Source organism: Anaerocolumna sp., from assembly GCF_032079385.1.
GTDB lineage: Bacteria > Bacillota > Clostridia > Lachnospirales > Lachnospiraceae > Anaerocolumna.
Window position 1 is genome coordinate 35,883 of sequence record NZ_DAMAUC010000030.1, and the last position, 20,607, is coordinate 56,489.

Sequence of the window (20,607 nt, forward strand, 5' to 3'; positions counted from 1 at the left end):
TGGTTATAAGTACTACGTCTAAAACAAAAGCATTTATAATTAATATTAATAAAAACTATAAATTTCCTAATCATTTTTGATTTAATTGCCGATACATAATTGAATAATGTAAAGATGGGTACATCCTGAAAATAAATAAAAAGACTCAAGAGAAATATGCTAGAGAAACATGTCAAGGAGGACGAATATGAAGAAGTTTAAGGGAAAAATACTATTAGGGGTTATGTGTATGGCCGCAGCAATAAGCATTAGTATGCTGCCCGGTGTGAAAGCAAGTGCTACTACTGTACCAACTCCAACCCCAACACCTGTTGAGGAAGAATATTATTTTGATTATGGCGGGAAAAAAATTCCCCATGGCGGAAGTATTACTATAAGTGATGGTAACAGCATTGACTTACGTGTAAGTGCTACAGATGCAACTTCGGTTAATTGGAAATCCTCCGAAGAAAGTGTTGCCAAGGCAGAAACAGGGACACCGAACTATCAGGTGAAAGTAACACCGAAAGGACCGGGTTTTTCTGAAATTTCTGCAACAGTTACAAAGGATGGAGTAACAAAAACAGTTGTTTGTTACATAGAAGTGCCATTAGTGGTTGATAACGGTAATTTTATAACTACCAGTTCAGGAGATAAGGTTTTGCAGTTAACATTTAATCCAGATGCATCTGATCCCGATAGTACTAAGACAATTAATATTATGAAACCGGATGCAGGTACAACACCTAATTTATTATGGACTGTTGCTAATCCTGAAGTTGCGGTAGTTGATTCTACTGGTAAAGTTACAGCAAAAGGTGCCGGTTCCACTATTATTACAATTACTTCAGGGACTAGCTTGGCAAATGGCAAAAAATTAGAAGCGAAGGTACCAGTAATTGTTTCACCTTTAATTAAGGATACTGACAATAATTATAAGAGTTCAGCAACGATTTTATTGGCAGAAGGAATTACAAGTACAACATTAAATACCAATGCCGGTTCTGCAACCAATTTAGCATGGGAAATATATGATAACAAAGGGACAATTATTTCAGCCAGTGATACCGGAAGGATAATTAGGGATATTCATTCTTATGACAGTAAAATAAATTTGTATAATTTAAAAGCGGGTACTTATAAAATTAAGGCCTATTCTGATATTAAATACAAAGGCGATGGCAAAATTACGCCCTTAGAAATAACACTTATTGTACCAATTCATATTAAAGATGGTAGAGAATATATTATTATGAATGTGGGGGATGATTTTAGATTAACAGATAATTCAAATATCTATAATCCGGGTATTTTTACATATACCTATCCAAATGGCGATAGTACTGCTGTCAGTGTAGCTCCTTCAACAGGAATTATAAAAGCAGAACATGAAGGTTCTGTAGAAGTATTGTTAACCTATCAGACATCATCAGGATTATTTGATCCTGCTTATACACCAAGTACTAAAACAATAAGAATAACTGTAATTGATGGTATATCACTAAATCATACTAATGCAATTATATATAAATCAGGTTCCATACAATTAATTGCAACCTCAACAGAGAATACTAATACAACGCTCTGGACCACCAGTGATCCTGCGGTTGCTACTGTTGAAGATGGTCTGGTAACCGGTATCAAGAAGGGTACGGTAACAATAACTGCATCACAGATTATTAAGGGTGTCCGTAAAACGGCAACCTGTATTATACGTGTTGAAGATTCCGTATCAAAAGTTACCGTAAGTCCGGCTAGTACAATACTGGAAGTGGATCAATTTGTAACTTTGTCAGCAAAAGTAGAACCAGCAGGCGCTAACAAAGGGCCATTACACTGGGTATCATCAGATCCCAATGTTGTAGAAGTGAAAGACTCTACGGATTTAGCTGCTACCATTCGAGGAGTACATCCTGGTACAGCCGTAATATCAGCCATTAACCAGGACAATGTAGTGGTAGGTTATTGCCATGTGTCAGTAAGACAGCATGTAGAAAGAATTACATTATCAGAAACAGCAATTACCCTTCCTTTAACCACAAAGAATTTTCAATTAAGAGCCAATGTGGAACCGGAGAATGCAACCAATAAGAATGTGAAATGGAAATCCACCAATGAAAGCGTTGCCAGAGTAGATGAGAAAGGTATGGTTACTTTAGTTTCATCCGGTGTGGCTGCTGTTATCGCATTCTCAGAAAGTGATCCTTCTGTAACTGCAATATGTAATATTACAGTGGAGATTCCGGTAAGATCTTTAACCTTAGATGAAAAGGCTAAAGTAATGTATGTTGGAGAATCAGCAAGAATCGGATATTTATTAACACCAAATGATGCTTCCAAAAAGAATGTAGTATGGAGTTCTACTGACACTTCCGTTGTCAGTGTGGACTCAAAAGGCCTAATCACGGCAAGAGGTGCAGGTCAGGCTATTGTAATGGTAAAAACAGAGGATGGTGCATATTATAGTACCTGTACCATTACAGTAAGGCAAAAAGCAACCGGCATAAAATTTGACGTTGATAATCTGGAATTAAACGTAGGCCAAACTTATACCATTGAGTTAACTGTCACCCCATCTAACAGTACGGAACTTGGATTAGTATGGGATACAACAGACTCTAAGGTGGCTACAGTAGACGAGAAGGGTAAGATTACTGCAAAGGCACCGGGCAAAGCAGTTATATTTGTAAGAACAGCTTATGGTGCTGCCATATATTGTAACGTAACAGTCGTTCAACAGCCTAATGACCTACAGCTTAATTTTGACGAGAAAACACTTGTTATAGGTGAGGAATTTAAATTAAAAGCGACTATGCAGCCAAGTTCAGCTGAAGAAGTAAATTTGACCTGGACAAGTTCCAATGAAAAGGTTGCAAAAGTATCCAATAATGGTACCGTAAAAGCAATCTCTGGCGGTACAGCTGTTATCAAAGTACAAACAGCGGATAAAAAGATTACTAAATTTTGTGTTGTAAATGTTGTTGAACCTGTAACGAATATAAAATTGAATAAAACCAGTTATGTGATGGGTGTTGGTAAGAGATTTACTTTAAAGGCTACCGTGGAAGCAAATACGGCAACCAATCCAAAAGTAAAATGGTCAACCAGTAATTCAAAAGTAGCAACAGTGGACTCTAAAGGAGTGGTAACAGCCAAATCCTTAGGTACAGTGGTAATTACAGTTACTGCCCAAGATGGTACAAGAGCTGAGGCAAGTTGTGACATCCGAGTAGTAAGAGCTGTAACTTCGGTTACACTTAATACTTCCGCTGTTACAACCGTTGAGGGAAGAAGTTTTACTCTAAAAGCAACTGTTAAGCCTAATAATGCTACTATTAAAAAAGTAAAATGGACCTCCAGTGATGAATCCGTTGCAATTGTAGATTCAAAAGGTGTGGTTACCGCATTAAAAGCCGGTACGGCAACGATAAAAGCCTCTGCCACAGATAATAGTGGTAAATATGCTTCTGCAGTGGTGAAAGTAAAAGCTCAGGTACCTGCTTCAAAAGTAATAGTTTCTACAAAAAGCTTAATCATGACTCCTGGTGAATCCGCAACTTTACAAAAAGTTATTAATCCCACCAACAGTACAGACAGATTTACATGGGAAACGGATAATAAAACAGTAGCATCCGTAGATAAATCTACCGGAAGAGTAACTGCTCATAAACCGGGAACTGCTAATGTCATCGTAATTACAGAATCCGGTAAGACAGCAACAACAGAAGTAACAGTTGTAGGATTAAATACCACGAACCTGGAATTAGAGCAATACTCCAGATATACTTTAAGTGTAATTGGTGTTAATTCAGGAATTGTATGGGATGTAGATGATCCGGGTGTTGCAACTGTACGAAATGGTATTGTAGAATCCAGAAAGGTTGGAACTACTACCATTACTGCCAATATTAACGGTAAGATTTTAAGATGTAGAATAAAAGTTACACCTATTGGATAATAAAATTAGCAAATAAAAAGATACCTCTTAATTATCATTGAGAAATGTAATTAGGGGGTATCTTTTTTTGCGTTATATAAGAATTGGAACTTCAAGGTATAATATTTATAAAAAATATTTGCAACCTGAATGGGACTATGCTACAATTGCATTAGAACATATGTTTTCAAAAGTTGGAGAGTACCATTTGAAATTGTTTGTTACATTACATAAAACAAACGATAGGAGGAACAGATTTTGTTACTGAATTTACATGTAAAGAATTTTGCAATTATTGATGAAGTAGAAGTATATTTTAAAGATAATTTAAATATACTGACAGGCGAAACAGGCGCCGGTAAGTCCATTATAATAGGTTCTATTAATGTTGCATTAGGTGGAAAAGTTACAAAAGATATCATCCGAAAAGGTGCAGATTATGCTTTGGTGGAGCTGCTTTTTCAGGTAGAAGATAAGGATGTATTGGCAGCTATTGGAGAATTGGATGTGCCCATAGAAGATGGCCAGGTTATTATAAGCAGAAAAATAATGAACGGAAAAAGCATATGTAAAGTAAATGGTGAAACCGTTACTACCAGCGTATTAAAAAGTATTGCAGGCTTATTGATTGATATACATGGACAGCATGAGCATCAGTCACTATTGTATAAAGAAAAACATTTAGAAATTGTAGATCGGTACGCAAAGGACTACATTAGTGATACGAAACAGAAACTGGAAGTTGTTTATAAAGATTACATAGAAGTAAAGAACAAATTAAAAGAATTGAAAATAGATGATGATAAAAGACTCCGGGAGATATCCTTTTTGGAATATGAAATCAATGAAATCAGAAATGCTGCTTTAAAATCCGGAGAAGATGAGGTACTTGGAGCAGAATACAGGCGTTTAGCTAACGGGAAAGCTATATCAGAAGGATTAGGAAACATTCACGGATTAATGAGTAATCAAGAATCTGGTTCGGCAGGAGATCAAATTGGCCGTTCTGTAAAATGTCTAACGAAATTGGTGGACTACGATTCTTCCATCGCCAATTTTTTAAATCAAATTGCTGACATTGAGTCTTTGGTGAATGATTTTAACCGTGAATTATCCGAATATTTATCGGATTTAAATACTAGTGAAGAGGATTTTAATAGTATCGAACAGCGCCTTGACTTAATCAATCATTTAAAATCAAAATACGGGAATAGTATTCCTGAAATTTTAAAGTATTGTGAAGAAGGCGAGAAAAAATTAGAAGAATATAATAATTATGAAGATACCATATTATTATTAACAAAACAGCAGGACAAATTAGAAGAACAATTAAATCGTCTTTCGGAGCAACTATCTGCCATTAGGCAAGAAAAAGCAAAAGAGTTAACTCATAATATGAGAGAAGCACTTATTGATTTAAATTTTTTGGATGTAAAGTTTGAGATGGTATTTCGAAAATTGGCTCATTATACCGCCAATGGTTTTGATGAAAGTGAATTTGAAATCTCCACCAATCCGGGAGAAGAATTAAAACCTTTATCAAAAGTTGCTTCCGGTGGTGAATTGTCAAGAATTATGCTGGCAATTAAATCCGTACTTGCAGATAAAGACGAAATTGATACTTTAATTTTTGACGAAATTGACGTGGGTATCAGCGGCAGAACGGCACAGAAAGTTTCAGAAAAACTGTCTATGATATCCAAAAATCATCAGGTAATATGCATTACCCATTTAGCACAAATAACAGCAATGGCAGATGCACACTTTATTATCGAGAAAACAACAGATGGAATTACAACAAAAACTTCTATCCGAAGCTTAAATGAAACAGAATCCATAGAAGAATTGGCCAGAATATTAGGCGGTGCATTTATTACAGATACAGTTATAGATAATGCCCGTGAAATGAAAGAATTGGCAAAAGGAACTAAAAAATTCTAGTTTGAAAAAAAATAAAATAGGCATACTAACAAAAATAGTAATTCTGGGATATACATTCTAAATGTATATCCTTTTTTATGTTAAAAGGAATTGCATTCTATTAAAACTCTTCGCTTAGGCTGTGCAATCAAAGCTTACTTATCCTGAAGACAGCTGTCATTTTGTCATATGACAAATAAATTACTTCCTCGTGAAAGGGCTTGTTGAAACATGAAGAAAAAATCAATTTACCGAAAAATACTTCTTCTCCTATTTGCTATTAATGTTTTTGTAATTCTTATTTTTGCATATAAAAGGCTATATAGAAGCATTCCTGACAAAATAAGAATTAAAATAGGAGAAGATGAACAATTTAATTTTAATTTGCCGTTCCAAGCTGATTTTACAAATGAAAACATTGGAGTTATTAGTGTAAACAATAAGAAAATTCCCGCCAATCAAATAAAAATAGACCTAAATAAACCTTTTACTATTAAATCAACGGAATTAGGACAATACACAATCAGTTTAAAACTTTTTGGATTTCTGGAATTTAAAAAAATTGAAATTGGTGTTGTAGAAGATAAGGAATTAAGACCAAGCGGTGCACCCATTGGAATCTATGTTGAGACAGATGGTGTGATGGTACTGGGAACAGGAGCAATTAATGCAGCAGATGGACTAAATTATGAGCCTTCCCTAAATAAATTAAAGTCCGGAGACTATATTACAGCTATTAATCAAGTACCCATCAATAGCAAAGAAGAATTAATACAATTGATTCAAAATTGTGATGGACGGGATTTGCTGTTGGATATAAGAAGAAATGAAGAAATTATTCAATACAAGATTACACCGGTAAAAACTGCAGATGGAGAATATAAGATTGGCACTTGGATCAGAGATAATACCCAAGGAATCGGCACTATGACTTTTACTACAAGAGAAGGTGAGTTTGGTGCGCTAGGTCATGGTATTACAGATGTTGATACAAGTTTAATCATGGAAATTCAACAGGGTTATTTATATAATGCAGAAATCATGACGATTATTAAGGGAAGACAAGGGGCTCCCGGTGAATTAATAGGTGTTATCAATCAAAATGAATTCAACAAAATAGGTAAAATAAAGAAGAATACAAATCAAGGTATCTTTGGATCTATCACAGAAAACTATGTAAATGCTGCCCAGCATGATTTTATTCCAATAGGCTTGAAGCAGGAAGTCACATTAGGACCGGCAACCATTCTAAGTTGTGTCGAAGATGAAGTAAAAGAGTATAAAATAGAAATAAAGAAAATTGACCTAAATAACTCAAATTCTAACAAAGGAATGGTCATTAATATTGTAGATGAGGAACTTTTAAGCTTAACAGGGGGAATTGTGCAAGGTATGAGTGGCAGTCCAATTATACAAAATGGTAAAATTATAGGTGCTGTAACTCATGTATTTATACAAGATTCTACCAAAGGTTACGGTACATTTATTGAAAATATGATATATAACTTAGATGGTATGGAATGAAAAAAATTATCGACGGGATTTGTGAAAATTTTCATATAAATGTTGATAATAATCAATTAATCTTTACTATTTTTTTAATTATTTTTTACAAATAGCATTAATAAGATGAAAAAAATCTTAAATTAAGATATTCTTGTCGTTTTATGCGATAAGAAACATTTGATAATATGTTATTTACTGTATATAATGCAAATATGGTAAGCTTTAACTTGCAATTTGTATTTGGTTTTTTATTTGTGGGAAATAAAAACTAAATATGTAAAGCTAACTATATTTTGCAAATATATATAGTCATGTTGTCGATGATTCAATTTTTTGGAAGTTTTTTTAGGAATTATTGACTAAATATCTTTTATACGATATAATATATGATACGTGTAGTGGTAAATAATAGAAAATAATGTTTGGAAGGAGGATAGTTGAAAATAGTTATCAATCATATTTGCAAAAGACTTTAAATTTGTTGGTTCAATAATTTATAGGTTGAGGGAGTTTTAAATTATGCAATCAACATTTTAGAGGTACTAGGTTAGAAGTAAAAGCAGAATTTTGCAAGAAAGTTTGCACTCTATTAGTTATAATAAGGTTTAAACATTGGGAGGTATTAAAGTGGGTAAAATTAACGTAGCAATTGTAGATGATAACGAGCGTATTGTAAATCTTTTGGTTGATATCTTAAAAGGTGACTCCGACATAGAAGTTACCGGAACATCTTCCAATGGTATGGAAGCGCTCGAATTAATCAAAGAGAAGAAACCAGATGTTGTTCTATTAGATTTAATCATGCCAAAGTTAGATGGACTGGGAGTTATGGAAAAAGTAAGAATGGATGAATCATTTAAGAAAACTCCAGCTTTTATCGTAATTACGGCAATAGGCCAAGAAGGCGTTACAGAAAATGCATTCGAACTTGGTGCCAGCTATTATATTATGAAACCGTTTGATAACAATATGGTGCTTTCAAGAATTAAGCAAGTCAGAGGTGACTTACATAATAGTAAATTAGTTGATAGTCATAGAGTCAGCACTTATGAAAGCAAAGATAATTTCAGAGAGAGAAACCTTGAATCCGATGTTACAAATATTATTCATGAGATAGGCGTTCCGGCCCATATTAAAGGTTATCAGTATCTTAGAGATGCTATAATGATGTCAGTGAATGATAACGAAATGTTGAATTCGATAACAAAACTATTATATCCATCCATAGCGAAACGGCATAAAACAACTCCCAGCAGAGTTGAAAGAGCTATCAGACATGCCATTGAAGTAGCTTGGAGCAGGGGTAAAATGGATACTATAGATGAATTGTTCGGGTATACTGTAAGTAATGGAAAGGGAAAACCCACCAATTCCGAATTTGTTGCTTTGATTGCAGATAAAATTCGCTTAGAGTATAAGCTAAGAGCATAAATGTATAAATAGAGAAGAAGAAATAAAATCATGTCATTCTGAGTAAGTAAAGGTTTTTATGGAAAGCCTCTGCTTATCAGAATGACTTTTATTTTTTCTATCTTTATATTTTCTATCAATTTTCGCTATCATATTATTATAAGTTAATGTATAATAATGGTATCCAAGTAATTTTTTTAGAGAGGAAGGCTATTCAATGAGAAATATTCTTTTTGTTGCATCAGAATGTGTTCCGTTTATAAAAACCGGAGGACTGGCTGATGTAGTTGGTTCATTACCAAAATACATAAATAAAGAGGAATTTGATGTTCGTGTTATGCTTCCCAAATATACTGCATTACCGGAATCTTATAAAGCACAGATGAAGTACCTGACTCACTTTTATATGGATTTGGCTTGGAGAAACCAATATGTGGGGGTTTTCCAGCTTGATTATGACGGGATAACCTTTTATTTTATCGACAATGAGTATTATTTTGCAGGGCCAACTCCTTATGGAAATATATATGAGGATATTGAGAAATTTGCTTTCTTTTGCAAAGCTTCATTATCTGTTCTTGGATTAGTGGGATTTAAGCCGGATATTATACATTGTCATGATTGGCAGACAGGACTTCTTCCGGTTTATTTAAAGGACCGATTCGTGGAAGGAGATTTTTACAAAAGAATCAAAACAGTAATAACAATACATAACTTAAAATTTCAAGGGGTATGGGATGTAAAGACGGTTAAGGATATTACTGGTCTTTCCGAATACTATTTTACTCCGGATAAGCTGGAGGCTTATGGAGATGCCAATTACTTAAAAGGCGGCATTGTATATAGTGATTTTGTTACAACCGTCAGTGATTCCTATGCAGATGAAATTAAAATGCCTTTCTATGGAGAAGGTTTAGATGGATTAATAAATGCAAGATCCAATGTACTGGAGGGGATTGTGAATGGTATTGACTATGAAGAGTACAATCCGAAAACAGATGAACTAATTAGTAAAAACTATAATTCTCTTAATTTTAGAAAAGAAAAAATAAAGAATAAAAGGGCTTTGCAGCAGGAATTGGGATTGAAAATTAATGATAAAGCCTTCGTGATTGGTATTGTATCAAGGTTAACGGATCAAAAGGGTTTGGATCTGATTGATTATTGTATAGAGGAAATATGTGCAGAAGATGTTCAACTTATAGTGCTTGGAACAGGAGAGGAAAAGTATGAGAATTTATTCCGGCATTATCAGTGGAAATACCCAGAGAGAGTATCTGCAAATATCTTTTACTCCAATGAAAGAGCTCATAAAATATATGCTGCCTGTGATGCATTTCTAATGCCTTCACTATTTGAGCCATGTGGGCTTAGTCAGCTCATCAGCTTAAGATATGGAACCGTACCAATTGTCAGGGAGACAGGCGGATTAAAGGATACGGTTGAACCATATAATGAATATGAAGGGACAGGAACCGGTTTTAGCTTTCAAAATTATAATGCCCATGAAATGTTATCCACCATTAACTATGCCAAAAAAATATTTTTTTCTAAAAAGCGTGAGTGGAATAAAATCATTGACAGAGGCATGGCTAAAGATTTTTCATGGAATAATTCAGCTAAAAAATACGAAGAGTTATATAAAAAAATATAATAAAACGACAAAAGAAAAGGAAATTTTGTTATTTCATGAATGTTAAGAAAGTTCGTGAATTAACACTTCATTCTATAAATAAAAAAGTAAAATAAGAATAATAATATACCTCCTTTGAAATAATACTCATAGATAACTGTTGAATGAATAAAATCATCTGCAATTATCTGTATTTTAATGAGCAAAAGGAGGACAAAAAATATGGGTAACCTAACAGAAATGGAATTACAGAATTTAAGACATCTTTTATTATTCAGTGAGACAGATATGGAAAAATATAAAGCTTATGCAGAAAGTGCGCAAGATCCAAATGTAAAACAATTTTTCCAAAAAGAATGTCAATCCGCTGCACAGAAAAAACAGACCTTATTACAATTCTTAAGATAGGAGGATTTTACTATGCAAGAGCAAGCAATGGTAACAGATGCTTTAAATTCAATTAATAATGGTATTAAATCTTTAAGTGATATGATTACACAAACAGATAACCAGCAATTACGCCAGACATTACAGCAAATGAGAAATCAATCCGAAACATGCCAATATGAATTATACACAATTGCAAAAAACAAAAATTATTATCAACCAGCCAGTCAGGCAACTCAACAGGAAATATCAGATGTTAAGAGTACTATAAATAGCATAGTTTCTCAATAATATCTTGGAATATGGTATCACACTCTTGCTAAATAGCTTTTAGTAAGGGTGGGGATAACCATATTATAACTTGTTGATAATGTTACATAGTATGGGATGTACAAGATTGGATGTTTTTTACAGTGTTTTTGCACAAATATTTTAATAATAACATTAAAAATATGTGATTAATATTAATATTAAAGCAAATCCTATTTTACGCTTGAATTTTGCACTTAAAAAAGGTAAAATATAAGAGGTTTGAGAAAAATTTATCAATCATTAACGATTAATAACTGTCTTGTTTCATAACTATATTTGGGCAAAAATACTTATTCTTGAAGCAATCAGGCAGTTTATTATAAATATATTTTTAGGAGGAATATAATTATGGCAGTAAAAGTAGCAATTAATGGTTTTGGACGTATTGGACGTCTTGCATTCAGACAGATGTTTGGCGCTGAAGGATATGAAGTCGTAGCTATTAACGATTTAACAAACCCAGCAATGTTAGCACACTTATTAAAATATGATTCAGCACAAGGCAGATATTTAAATCATACAGTTGAAGCAAAAGAAGCATCTATCGTTGTTGATGGAAAAGAAATTAAAATTTATGCAGAAGCTGATGCAAAGAATCTCCCTTGGGGACAAATCGGTGTAGATGTAGTACTTGAGTGTACAGGCTTCTATACTTCAAAGGCAAAAGCACAGGCTCACGTTGATGCAGGTGCAAAGAAAGTTGTTATTTCAGCTCCAGCTGGTAATGATCTTCCTACAGTTGTATTTGGTGTTAATGAAGGTACTTTAAAGGCTGAAGACACTATTATTTCCGCAGCTTCTTGTACTACAAACTGCTTAGCTCCTATGGCTCATACTTTGAATAAATTAGCTCCTATCCAAAAAGGATTCATGACTACTATTCATGCATATACCGGAGATCAAATGGTATTAGACGGACCACATAGAAAAGGCGATTTAAGAAGAGCACGTGCGGCAGCTGTTAATATCGTTCCTAACTCAACTGGTGCAGCAAAAGCAATTGGTTTAGTAATTCCTGAATTAGCAGGTAAATTAGACGGCGCAGCTCAAAGAGTTCCAGTACCAACCGGTTCTGTTACAGAATTAGTATCTGTAGTTAATGGCACTGTTACAGTAGCAGATGTTAATGCAGCTATGAAAGCAGCAGCTAATCCATCTTTCGGATATACCGAAGAAGAAATCGTATCTTCTGATATTGTTGGTATTTCAGAAGGATCTTTATTCGATGGAACTCAGACAAAAGTAACTGATCTTGGAAACGGTCAATCATTAGTTAAAACTGTTGCATGGTATGATAATGAAAATTCTTATACCAGCCAGATGGTTAGAACAATTAAGTATTTTGCAGAATTAGCATAATTTGATTAGCATAATCTAATTAGTATAATACGTAATTGTATAATTTGGTATAATACCAATTGACATAATACGTAATTATTTAACGGATTAGAATCGTTTACGAACAAAAGTGGACAATAGTTTACTTAAAACATCATAATATTGATCCGATTATGGGTCCGGTCTTTGTATATAAGTCTGGGAACGTTTACCGAACCCAGCTTATCTATGAAAACCGGACCTTTATTTTTTATTATAACATGCTGAAAGGAGCTACACATATGCTAAATAAAAAATCAGTAGATGATATTAACGTAAAAGGAAAAAGAGTTTTAGTCAGATGCGACTTTAACGTACCTCTTCAGGAAGGCAAAATTACAGACGAAAACCGTCTTGTTGCAGCACTTCCAACTATAAAGAAATTAATTAATGACGGTGGAAAGATTATTCTTTGCTCTCATTTAGGAAAACCAAAGGGAGAACCAAAACCAGAATTAACTTTAGCACCGGTTGCAGTAAGACTTGCTGAACTTCTTGGACAACCAATTAAATTTGCTGCAGATCCTAATGTAGTAGGTGAGAATGCAAAAGCAGCTGTTGCTGCTATGAAAGAAGGAGAAGTTGTACTTCTTGAAAATACCCGTTATAGAGCAGAAGAAACAAAAAATGGTGAAGAATTCAGTAAAGAATTAGCTTCTCTTTGCGATGTATTTGTAAATGATGCTTTTGGTACTGCTCATAGAGCACATTGCTCCAATGTTGGTGTAACACAATTTGTTGATACTGCTGTTGTAGGTTATTTAATGCAAAAAGAAATTGATTTCTTAGGAAATGCAGTAGATACTCCTAAGAGACCATTTGTTGCTATCCTTGGTGGCTCTAAAGTATCCAGTAAGATTTCTGTTATCAACAACCTATTAGATAAAGTTGATACTTTAATCATTGGTGGTGGTATGGCTTATACCTTCATGAAAGCATTAGGAGAAGAAGTAGGTAAATCTTTATTAGAAGAAGACTATCTTGAATATGCAAGAGAAATGATGGATAAAGCAAAACAAAAAGGAGTTAATTTATTAATTCCTGTTGATACTGTTATTGCTCAGGAATTCTCTAACGATACAGAATTTAAGACAGTAGGCCGCGGCGAGATACCTGCTGACTGGGAAGGCCTTGATATTGGTGAAAAAACACGTCAGTTATATACAGATGCTATAAAAGATGCTAAGACTGTTGTTTGGAATGGACCTATGGGCGTATTCGAATTACCTAACTTTGCAAAAGGTACTATTGCAGTAGCAAAAGCATTAGCAGAAATCGATGCAACTACTATTATTGGTGGTGGAGATTCCGCAGCAGCTGTAAATCAATTAGGTTTCGGCGATAAGATGACTCATATTTCAACTGGTGGCGGAGCTTCTCTGGAATTCTTAGAAGGCAAAGAACTTCCTGGTGTTGCAGCAGCTAACGATAAATAATATTATATTTTCATGACTAATAAGGGTTGTTGCTGCAAGTTGTTTTATATAACAGATAGCAACAACCTCTATGTGGTTTCTATCATAAAAATATTGAATTACAAAATATATTTTGTAAAAAGGTAGAAGTGTGAAAAGAAATACTAAGCCAGCACAGTACGCTGACTAAGAATTTCTAAGTTTCACACAGGAAGAACTCCAACAAGAGAATCCAGTGGAATTCTCTTGTGAACTTCTTCATCCATTATTTGTGATGTCGCAGAGCGACATCATGTTTGGAAGTGTGAAGAAGAGCATTTCACACAATGTTTTGTGCTTAGGTTTTTAAAATGCAGATCTACAGATTGCGTTTGCACAAAATTTCAGATGCGCAAAAATGTGCGCAGGAATGGAGGAAAAATGCGTAGAAAAATAATTGCAGGTAACTGGAAAATGAACAAAACTCCAAGGGAGACAGTTACATTAATTAATGAATTAAAGCCTTTAGTAGCAAGTAATGATGTGGATGTTGTATTTTGTGTACCGGCTATATCATTGACAACAGCAGTGGAAGCAGCGAAAGGTACTAATATACAAATCGGCGCTGAAAATATGCATTTTGAAGAAAGTGGTGCATATACAGGAGAAATAGCTGCTAATATGCTGACAGACGTTGGTGTAAAATACGTTATCATCGGACATTCTGAAAGAAGAGAGTATTTTGCTGAGACAGATGAAACAGTAAATAAAAAAGTATTAAAAGCATTTGAACATGATTTAACTCCAATCGTATGTTGCGGTGAAACCTTAACTCAGAGAGAGCAGGGTGTAACCATCGACTTTATCCGTCAGCAGATTAAAATAGCATTTTTAAATGTAACTACAGAAAATGCTAAAAAAGCAGTTATTGCTTATGAACCAATCTGGGCAATTGGAACTGGTAAGGTAGCAACAACAGAGCAAGCCCAAGAAGTGTGTAAAGCAATTCGTGAATGTATTGCAGAAATATATGATGAAGCTACCGCAGAAGCAATCCGCATTCAATACGGCGGAAGTGTATCTGCATCAAGTGCTCCTGAATTATTTGCACAGCCAGATATTGATGGTGGCTTAGTAGGCGGAGCAAGTTTAAAACCTGATTTTGGAAAAATTGTGAATTATAAATAATATAATTTGATTGTCATTCTGAATCTGCAAGGCGAAGAATCTCAAAGGTATGAGATACTTTACATAAGCTCATTTACAGGAAATGCACTCTTAGAATGAAATCAACCTATCTTATATAGGGTGAATAACTCTATATAAGAATTCATTATACGAATTTCCATTTTGAAGTCTTTAAAGAACTTCAGAAAAAGGTTTTTTATATAATTTTCAAAGTGTTTTGATTAAGATTTCTTATTGTAAATTCGTATTAATATCTTTTGTAAATCGTTTTGACTTATGGAAGAAATTATGCTATTATGACTTGATACCTAAAGATTTAAATGTAAAGGAGCGATGATTATGAGTAAAAAACCAACGGTTTTAATGATATTAGATGGCTATGGATTAAATGAAAAGACAGAAGGAAATGCAATTAAATTAGCTAATACACCGGTTATGAATAAACTTATGAAAGAATATCCATTTGTTCGTGGTAATGCCAGCGGAATGGCAGTAGGTCTTCCGGAAGGTCAGATGGGTAATTCAGAAGTAGGTCACTTGAATATGGGTGCCGGTAGAATTGTATATCAGGAATTGACTAGAATAACAAAAGAAATTCAAGACGGAGATTTTTTCAAAAATGAAGCTTTCTTAGAAGCTATCAGCAATTGTAAGAAAAATAACTCTGCCCTTCACTTATATGGCTTATTATCAGATGGCGGTGTTCATAGCCATATCACTCACTTGTATGCTTTATTGGAATTGGCAAAAAAGGAAGGCTTAACCAATATCTATGTGCATGCATTTTTAGACGGAAGAGATACCCCTCCCACATCAGGAAAAGGTTATGCTGAAGAATTAACAGATAAAATGGAAGCTTTGGGAGTAGGCAAAATTGCAACTGTTATGGGACGTTACTATGTAATGGACCGTGATAATAGATGGGACAGAGTAGAGAAAGCTTATAATGCAATGGTTTTAGGCAAAGGTGAAACTGCATCTTCTGGAGTTGAAGCAATACAACAATCTTACGATGCTGGCAATAACGATGAATTTGTTGTGCCTACTGTTGTTATGGAGAATGGAAAGCCTGTTGCTACTATTAAAGAAAATGATTCTATTATCTTCTTTAACTTCAGACCTGACCGTGCAAGAGAAATTACAAGAGCTTTCTGTGATGATAAGTTTGACGGATTTAAGAGAGAAAATGGAAGATTCCCATTAACTTATGTATGCTTCTCAGAATATGATGTAACAATTGAAAATAAAATAGTTGCTTTCCATAAAGTATCTGTGGAAAATACTTTTGGAGAATTCTTAGCTGCTAATCATAAAACACAATTAAGACTTGCAGAAACTGAGAAATATGCCCATGTTACATTCTTCTTCAATGGAGGAGTGGAAGTTCCTAATGAAGGAGAAGAAAGAATCCTGGTTAAATCACCTAAGGTTGCGACTTATGATTTACAGCCTGAAATGAGCGCATTTGAAGTGGCTGAGAATCTTGTGACAGGAATTAAATCTCAAAAATATGATGTTATTATCGTAAATTTTGCAAATCCGGACATGGTAGGACATACTGGAATTCAGGATGCTGCTGTTAAAGCAGTGGAAACAGTAGATAAATGTGTAGAAATGGCATGTGACGCTTTACTTTCAGTAGATGGCCAGATGTTTATCTGTGCAGATCATGGTAATGTTGAACAATTAATCGATTACAACAACGGAGAACCATTCACAGCACATACTACCAATGATGTACCATTTATATTAGTAAATTATGATAAAGATTATACCTTAAAGGAAGGTGGCTGCTTAGCTGATATTGCTCCTACTTTAATCGAAATGATGGGTATGGAACAACCTGCAGAAATGACAGGAAAGTCTTTATTAGTAAGAAAATAATCGGAAAATAATCTTTTTCTGATGATTTGACTTGTACAAAAAGTAGTTGAAATCTTTGGCTTAGTATGGTAGAATTACCTTTAGCTTTAGGAGGTGTAATGATGGATATACTAAAAGTGATCGTAACAGTTGTTTACGTTCTGATTTGTATCGCATTAGTAATCGTAGTTTTAATGCAAGAGGGCAAATCTGCAGGTTTAGGCGCTATTGGCGGCGGTGCTACTGAAACCTACTGGGGTAAGAATAAAGGGCGTTCTATGGAAGGCGCTTTGGAGAAATTTACAAAAGGTCTTGCTGTAGGATTTATTGTTCTTTCCGTGGTACTTAATTTACTTTAATATGAGACAAAATAAAGCACTCTACTATTGTGGAGTGCTTTTATTAATGGTTCTGGCTGATTAAGGAAAAACATGGGAAAGAACACCAGATGTTAATGAGCTTAATTGTTGATCCAGATAATCTGCAAGCAGTTAGGAACAAAAAAACAGCTGTTGCTTATGGGTTTAAATTTGTAAGGTCCAGAAATCATGTATCTGTGGAACAAAAGAACACCTACTACTAATGAGTTCATATTACTTTAGAGTTTGCTAAGCAAACTCTTTTTAAAAATGCTTTAAAATATACGAAAGTATTTGTATTATTTGTAGGAGAATTATGGTATACTACACTATAAACCTATAATTTTAGAATGTTTTTAAGTGTAACAGCTTAAAGATTTGGAGGCTTTATGGACAGTTTCGTACTTAACGAAAAAAAGAAGATTCTATTAGAATTTATAAATAGCAAAGAGTACCAGCCTATGAAATTTAAAGAACTATGTAATATATTACAGGTACCTCGTTCGGAAAAACAGGATTTGAAAGAAGTGCTGTTATCTTTACAAGATGAGGGTAAAATACTGGTAGATGTGAAAGGTAAATATAAAGCGGCAGAAGAAAACACTAAAACAGGAATATTCTCCGGCACCCAAAGGGGTTTTGGATTTGTTATTGTGGAGGGGGAAGAAGATGATATATTTATTCCGGAAAACAGTACAAGAGGTGCACTTCACAATGACAAGGTATTAGTCAGTATAAAGGAAGAAAAAACAGGGAAAAGAAGAGAAGGGGAAATTATCCGTATTATTGAGAGAGGGTTAACAACAGTTGTTGGAACCTTTGAAAAAAGCAAGAATTTTGGCTTTGTAGTTGCGGACAACCAAAAGCTTGGTAAAGATATATTCATTCCCAAAGAACATACAAAAGGCGCAGTTACCGGTCATAAGGTGGTTGTTAAAATAACTGATTTTGGAAATCAGGAGAAAAATCCGGAAGGAAAAATAGTTGAGATTCTTGGACATATGAATGATCCGGGAGTGGATATTCTATCAGTAATTATGGCCTATGAGCTGCCCGTTGAATTCCCTGATGAGGTTATGAAACAGGTGGAATCTGTTCCTGATGAAATTGATTCCAAGGATATGGCAGGAAGAAAGGATATCCGCCATTTACAAACCGTTACCATTGACGGGGAAGATGCGAAAGATTTAGATGACGCTATAACCATATCCCAAGAAGGTAATCTATATAGATTAGGTGTTCATATTGCGGATGTCACCAACTATGTTACAGAAGATTCTTCTATGGATAAAGAAGCTCTGAAACGAGGAACCAGTGTGTATTTGGTAGACCGGGTTATTCCCATGCTTCCTCATAAACTATCCAATGGAATATGCTCATTAAATCAGGGAACCGACCGTTTAGCACTTAGCTGCTTTATGGATATTGATGACAAGGGAAATGTAGTTGGGCATGAAATAGCAGAAACCGTTATCAACGTAGACCGAAGGATGACCTACACCAGTGTAAGAAAAATCTTAGAAGATCATGACCAAGAGGAAATGAAAGAATATGAAGAACTGGTTCCTATGTTCCTGTTAATGAAAGAATTGGCAGATATTCTTCGCGAAAAGAGAAGAAAACGAGGCTCTATTGATTTTGATTTTCCGGAAAGTAAAATCTTATTAGATAAAAGTGGGCATCCAATTGATATAAAACCTTATGAAAGAAATACGGCAACCAAAATTATAGAAGACTTTATGTTGCTAGCTAATGAGACCATAGCAGAAGATTTCTTTTGGCAGGAGCTTCCTTTCCTTTATCGTAGTCATGAAAAACCCGATTCCGAAAAAATCCAGCAATTAGGCATATTTATTAATAATTTTGGATATCACATTAAAGTCGGCCAAGATGAAATACATCCCAAGGAATTGCAGAAATTACTATCAAAAATAGAAGGAACTCCGGAAGAAGCATTAATCAGTCGATTAACCTTACGGTCCATGAAACGTGCTAAATATACTACCGACAGTGACGGGCATTTTGGATTAGCTACCAGATACTATTGTCATTTTACTTCACCAATTAGAAGATATCCGGATCTACAAATTCATCGAATCATAAAAGAAAATCTCCGCGGGGGCTTAAGGGAGAAAAGAATCAAACATTATAATAAAATCTTACCTGACGTTGCCAGACAAACCAGTTTATTTGAACGCCGTGCTGATGATGCAGAACGAGACGTGGAAAAACTTAAGAAAGTAGAGTATATGAGTGGCTTTATAGGCCATACTTTTGAAGGCGTCATCTCCGGAATTACTTCCTGGGGTATGTATGTGGAACTGCCTAATACAGTGGAAGGTATGATTAAAGTGGTTGATTTACAAGATGATTATTATATCTACGATGAAGGAACCTATTCCATGACCGGAGAGCACACCAGAAGGACCTTCAAATTAGGCCAAAAGGTCACCGTAGAAGTAATAGGAACGGATATGCTTATGAAAACCATTGATTTTGCTTTGGTAGAAGAAACATTAGAGGAACCATAAGCAGACCAAAAAAACTGTAAGGATTCATTAAATGAGCAAAAAGCTATAAGCAAGAAGCTTTAAAATATGAAATGAAATAAAAAAATAGTTTAAATAAAGCAGAATAAATTACATGAGAGAAATAGGAATAAAGAAAATACAAAAGCTGAAATGTAAGTAACATTGATAAGAAATTAAATTTTGTATTGAAAGGTTGTAAACTACTTTGTTATAAGCAATTAGTATAGAATCTAATTGTTGGGAGGATATATGTCAAAAGAAAGTATTAAAATGATTTCTAACAATAAAAAAGCAAGGTTTGACTATTTTATTGAAGATACCTATGAAGCAGGAATCGTTCTGCATGGTACCGAGGTAAAATCCTTGCGTATGGGAAAATGCAGTATAAAAGAAGCCTATATCCGTATAGAAAACGGGGAAGTATACGTATATAACATGCACATCAGCCCATATGAAAAAGGTAATATATTTAATAAAGACCCTTTGCGTATTAAAAAGCTATTACTTCATAATTATGAAATTAATAAAATAATGGGTAAGATTGCGCAAAAGGGATACACAGTAGTTCCCCTTACCGTATACTTTAAAGGCAGCCTGGTAAAAGTAGAAATCGGTTTAGCAAGAGGTAAAAAGCTTTATGATAAACGTGAAGACATAGCTAAAAAAGACCAGCGCCGTGAAGCAGAAAAAGACTTCAAAGTAAAGAATTTATATTAGACTAATAAAAATTTGTTGCAGCAGGACGCTTTGCCTGGAGGGTGTAGAGAACTCAGAAAGTGTTACTGGGGCTTTCATAATGACTTAATTTATT

14 protein-coding genes are annotated in these 20,607 nt (G+C 34.4%); all 14 read left to right on the plus strand.

Annotated features, from left to right (window positions below):
* Nucleotides 1-187: 187 nt before the first annotated feature.
* Nucleotides 188-3,937 (plus strand): Ig-like domain-containing protein, encoded by a 3,750-nt coding sequence (locus tag RT261_RS18245; RefSeq protein WP_313134536.1) that lies wholly within the window; start codon nucleotides 188-190, stop codon nucleotides 3,935-3,937.
* Nucleotides 3,938-4,174: 237 nt separating this feature from the next.
* The gene (gene recN, locus RT261_RS18250; protein WP_313134537.1) at nucleotides 4,175-5,857 is read left to right on the plus strand and encodes a DNA repair protein RecN; all 1,683 of its coding nucleotides are present in this window, start codon (nucleotides 4,175-4,177) and stop codon (nucleotides 5,855-5,857) included.
* A gap of 210 nt (nucleotides 5,858-6,067) precedes the next feature.
* A complete protein-coding gene (gene spoIVB / locus RT261_RS18255) occupies nucleotides 6,068-7,360 on the plus strand; it encodes a SpoIVB peptidase (RefSeq protein WP_313134538.1) in 1,293 nt (430 codons plus the stop codon).
* 609 nt (nucleotides 7,361-7,969) lie between these two features.
* Complete coding sequence (spo0A, locus tag RT261_RS18260; RefSeq protein ID WP_313134539.1) at nucleotides 7,970-8,773, plus strand: sporulation transcription factor Spo0A; 804 nt, start codon at nucleotides 7,970-7,972, stop codon at nucleotides 8,771-8,773.
* A 196-nt stretch (nucleotides 8,774-8,969) separates the two neighbouring features.
* Entirely contained in the window at nucleotides 8,970-10,406 is a 1,437-nt protein-coding gene (glgA, locus tag RT261_RS18265) for a glycogen synthase GlgA (RefSeq protein WP_313134540.1), read from the plus strand.
* Nucleotides 10,407-10,607: 201 nt separating this feature from the next.
* Nucleotides 10,608-10,793: a hypothetical protein gene (locus RT261_RS18270; protein ID WP_313134541.1), complete on the plus strand. Its 186-nt coding sequence runs from the start codon at nucleotides 10,608-10,610 to the stop codon at nucleotides 10,791-10,793.
* Between the two features lie 12 nt (nucleotides 10,794-10,805).
* The gene (locus RT261_RS18275; protein WP_313134542.1) at nucleotides 10,806-11,063 is read left to right on the plus strand and encodes a spore coat protein; all 258 of its coding nucleotides are present in this window, start codon (nucleotides 10,806-10,808) and stop codon (nucleotides 11,061-11,063) included.
* Nucleotides 11,064-11,432: 369 nt separating this feature from the next.
* Nucleotides 11,433-12,443, plus strand: coding sequence for a type I glyceraldehyde-3-phosphate dehydrogenase (gap, locus tag RT261_RS18280; protein ID WP_313134543.1), 1,011 nt, complete (start codon nucleotides 11,433-11,435; stop codon nucleotides 12,441-12,443).
* 260 nt (nucleotides 12,444-12,703) lie between these two features.
* Complete coding sequence (locus tag RT261_RS18285; protein ID WP_313134544.1) at nucleotides 12,704-13,897, plus strand: phosphoglycerate kinase; 1,194 nt, start codon at nucleotides 12,704-12,706, stop codon at nucleotides 13,895-13,897.
* A gap of 399 nt (nucleotides 13,898-14,296) precedes the next feature.
* The gene (gene tpiA, locus RT261_RS18290) at nucleotides 14,297-15,043 is read left to right on the plus strand and encodes a triose-phosphate isomerase (RefSeq protein ID WP_313134545.1); all 747 of its coding nucleotides are present in this window, start codon (nucleotides 14,297-14,299) and stop codon (nucleotides 15,041-15,043) included.
* A gap of 339 nt (nucleotides 15,044-15,382) precedes the next feature.
* Entirely contained in the window at nucleotides 15,383-16,927 is a 1,545-nt protein-coding gene (gene gpmI, locus RT261_RS18295) for a 2,3-bisphosphoglycerate-independent phosphoglycerate mutase (protein WP_313134546.1), read from the plus strand.
* 101 nt (nucleotides 16,928-17,028) lie between these two features.
* Nucleotides 17,029-17,265 carry a preprotein translocase subunit SecG gene (gene secG / locus RT261_RS18300; protein ID WP_313134547.1) on the plus strand — a complete coding sequence of 79 codons (237 nt, stop codon included), beginning with the start codon at nucleotides 17,029-17,031 and terminating at the stop codon, nucleotides 17,263-17,265.
* 389 nt (nucleotides 17,266-17,654) lie between these two features.
* Nucleotides 17,655-19,796, plus strand: a complete 2,142-nt coding sequence (rnr, locus tag RT261_RS18305) for a ribonuclease R (RefSeq protein ID WP_313134548.1) — start codon at nucleotides 17,655-17,657, stop codon at nucleotides 19,794-19,796.
* 249 nt (nucleotides 19,797-20,045) lie between these two features.
* On the plus strand, nucleotides 20,046-20,513 hold the full coding sequence (gene smpB, locus RT261_RS18310) for an SsrA-binding protein SmpB (protein WP_313134549.1): 468 nt from the start codon (nucleotides 20,046-20,048) through the stop codon (nucleotides 20,511-20,513).
* The last annotated feature ends 94 nt before the right edge of the window (nucleotides 20,514-20,607 follow it).

Coding starts and splice junctions, on each gene's coding strand:
- smpB (WP_313134549.1), top strand. CDS start 20,046: ATGTCAAAAGAAAGTATTAAAATGATTTCTAACAATAAAAAAGCAAGG.
- RT261_RS18270 (WP_313134541.1), top strand. CDS start 10,608: ATGGGTAACCTAACAGAAATGGAATTACAGAATTTAAGACATCTTTTA.
- spoIVB (WP_313134538.1), top strand. CDS start 6,068: ATGAAGAAAAAATCAATTTACCGAAAAATACTTCTTCTCCTATTTGCT.
- tpiA (WP_313134545.1), top strand. CDS start 14,297: ATGCGTAGAAAAATAATTGCAGGTAACTGGAAAATGAACAAAACTCCA.
- glgA (WP_313134540.1), top strand. CDS start 8,970: ATGAGAAATATTCTTTTTGTTGCATCAGAATGTGTTCCGTTTATAAAA.
- rnr (WP_313134548.1), top strand. CDS start 17,655: ATGGACAGTTTCGTACTTAACGAAAAAAAGAAGATTCTATTAGAATTT.
- gpmI (WP_313134546.1), top strand. CDS start 15,383: ATGAGTAAAAAACCAACGGTTTTAATGATATTAGATGGCTATGGATTA.
- gap (WP_313134543.1), top strand. CDS start 11,433: ATGGCAGTAAAAGTAGCAATTAATGGTTTTGGACGTATTGGACGTCTT.
- RT261_RS18245 (WP_313134536.1), top strand. CDS start 188: ATGAAGAAGTTTAAGGGAAAAATACTATTAGGGGTTATGTGTATGGCC.
- RT261_RS18285 (WP_313134544.1), top strand. CDS start 12,704: ATGCTAAATAAAAAATCAGTAGATGATATTAACGTAAAAGGAAAAAGA.
- secG (WP_313134547.1), top strand. CDS start 17,029: ATGGATATACTAAAAGTGATCGTAACAGTTGTTTACGTTCTGATTTGT.
- RT261_RS18275 (WP_313134542.1), top strand. CDS start 10,806: ATGCAAGAGCAAGCAATGGTAACAGATGCTTTAAATTCAATTAATAAT.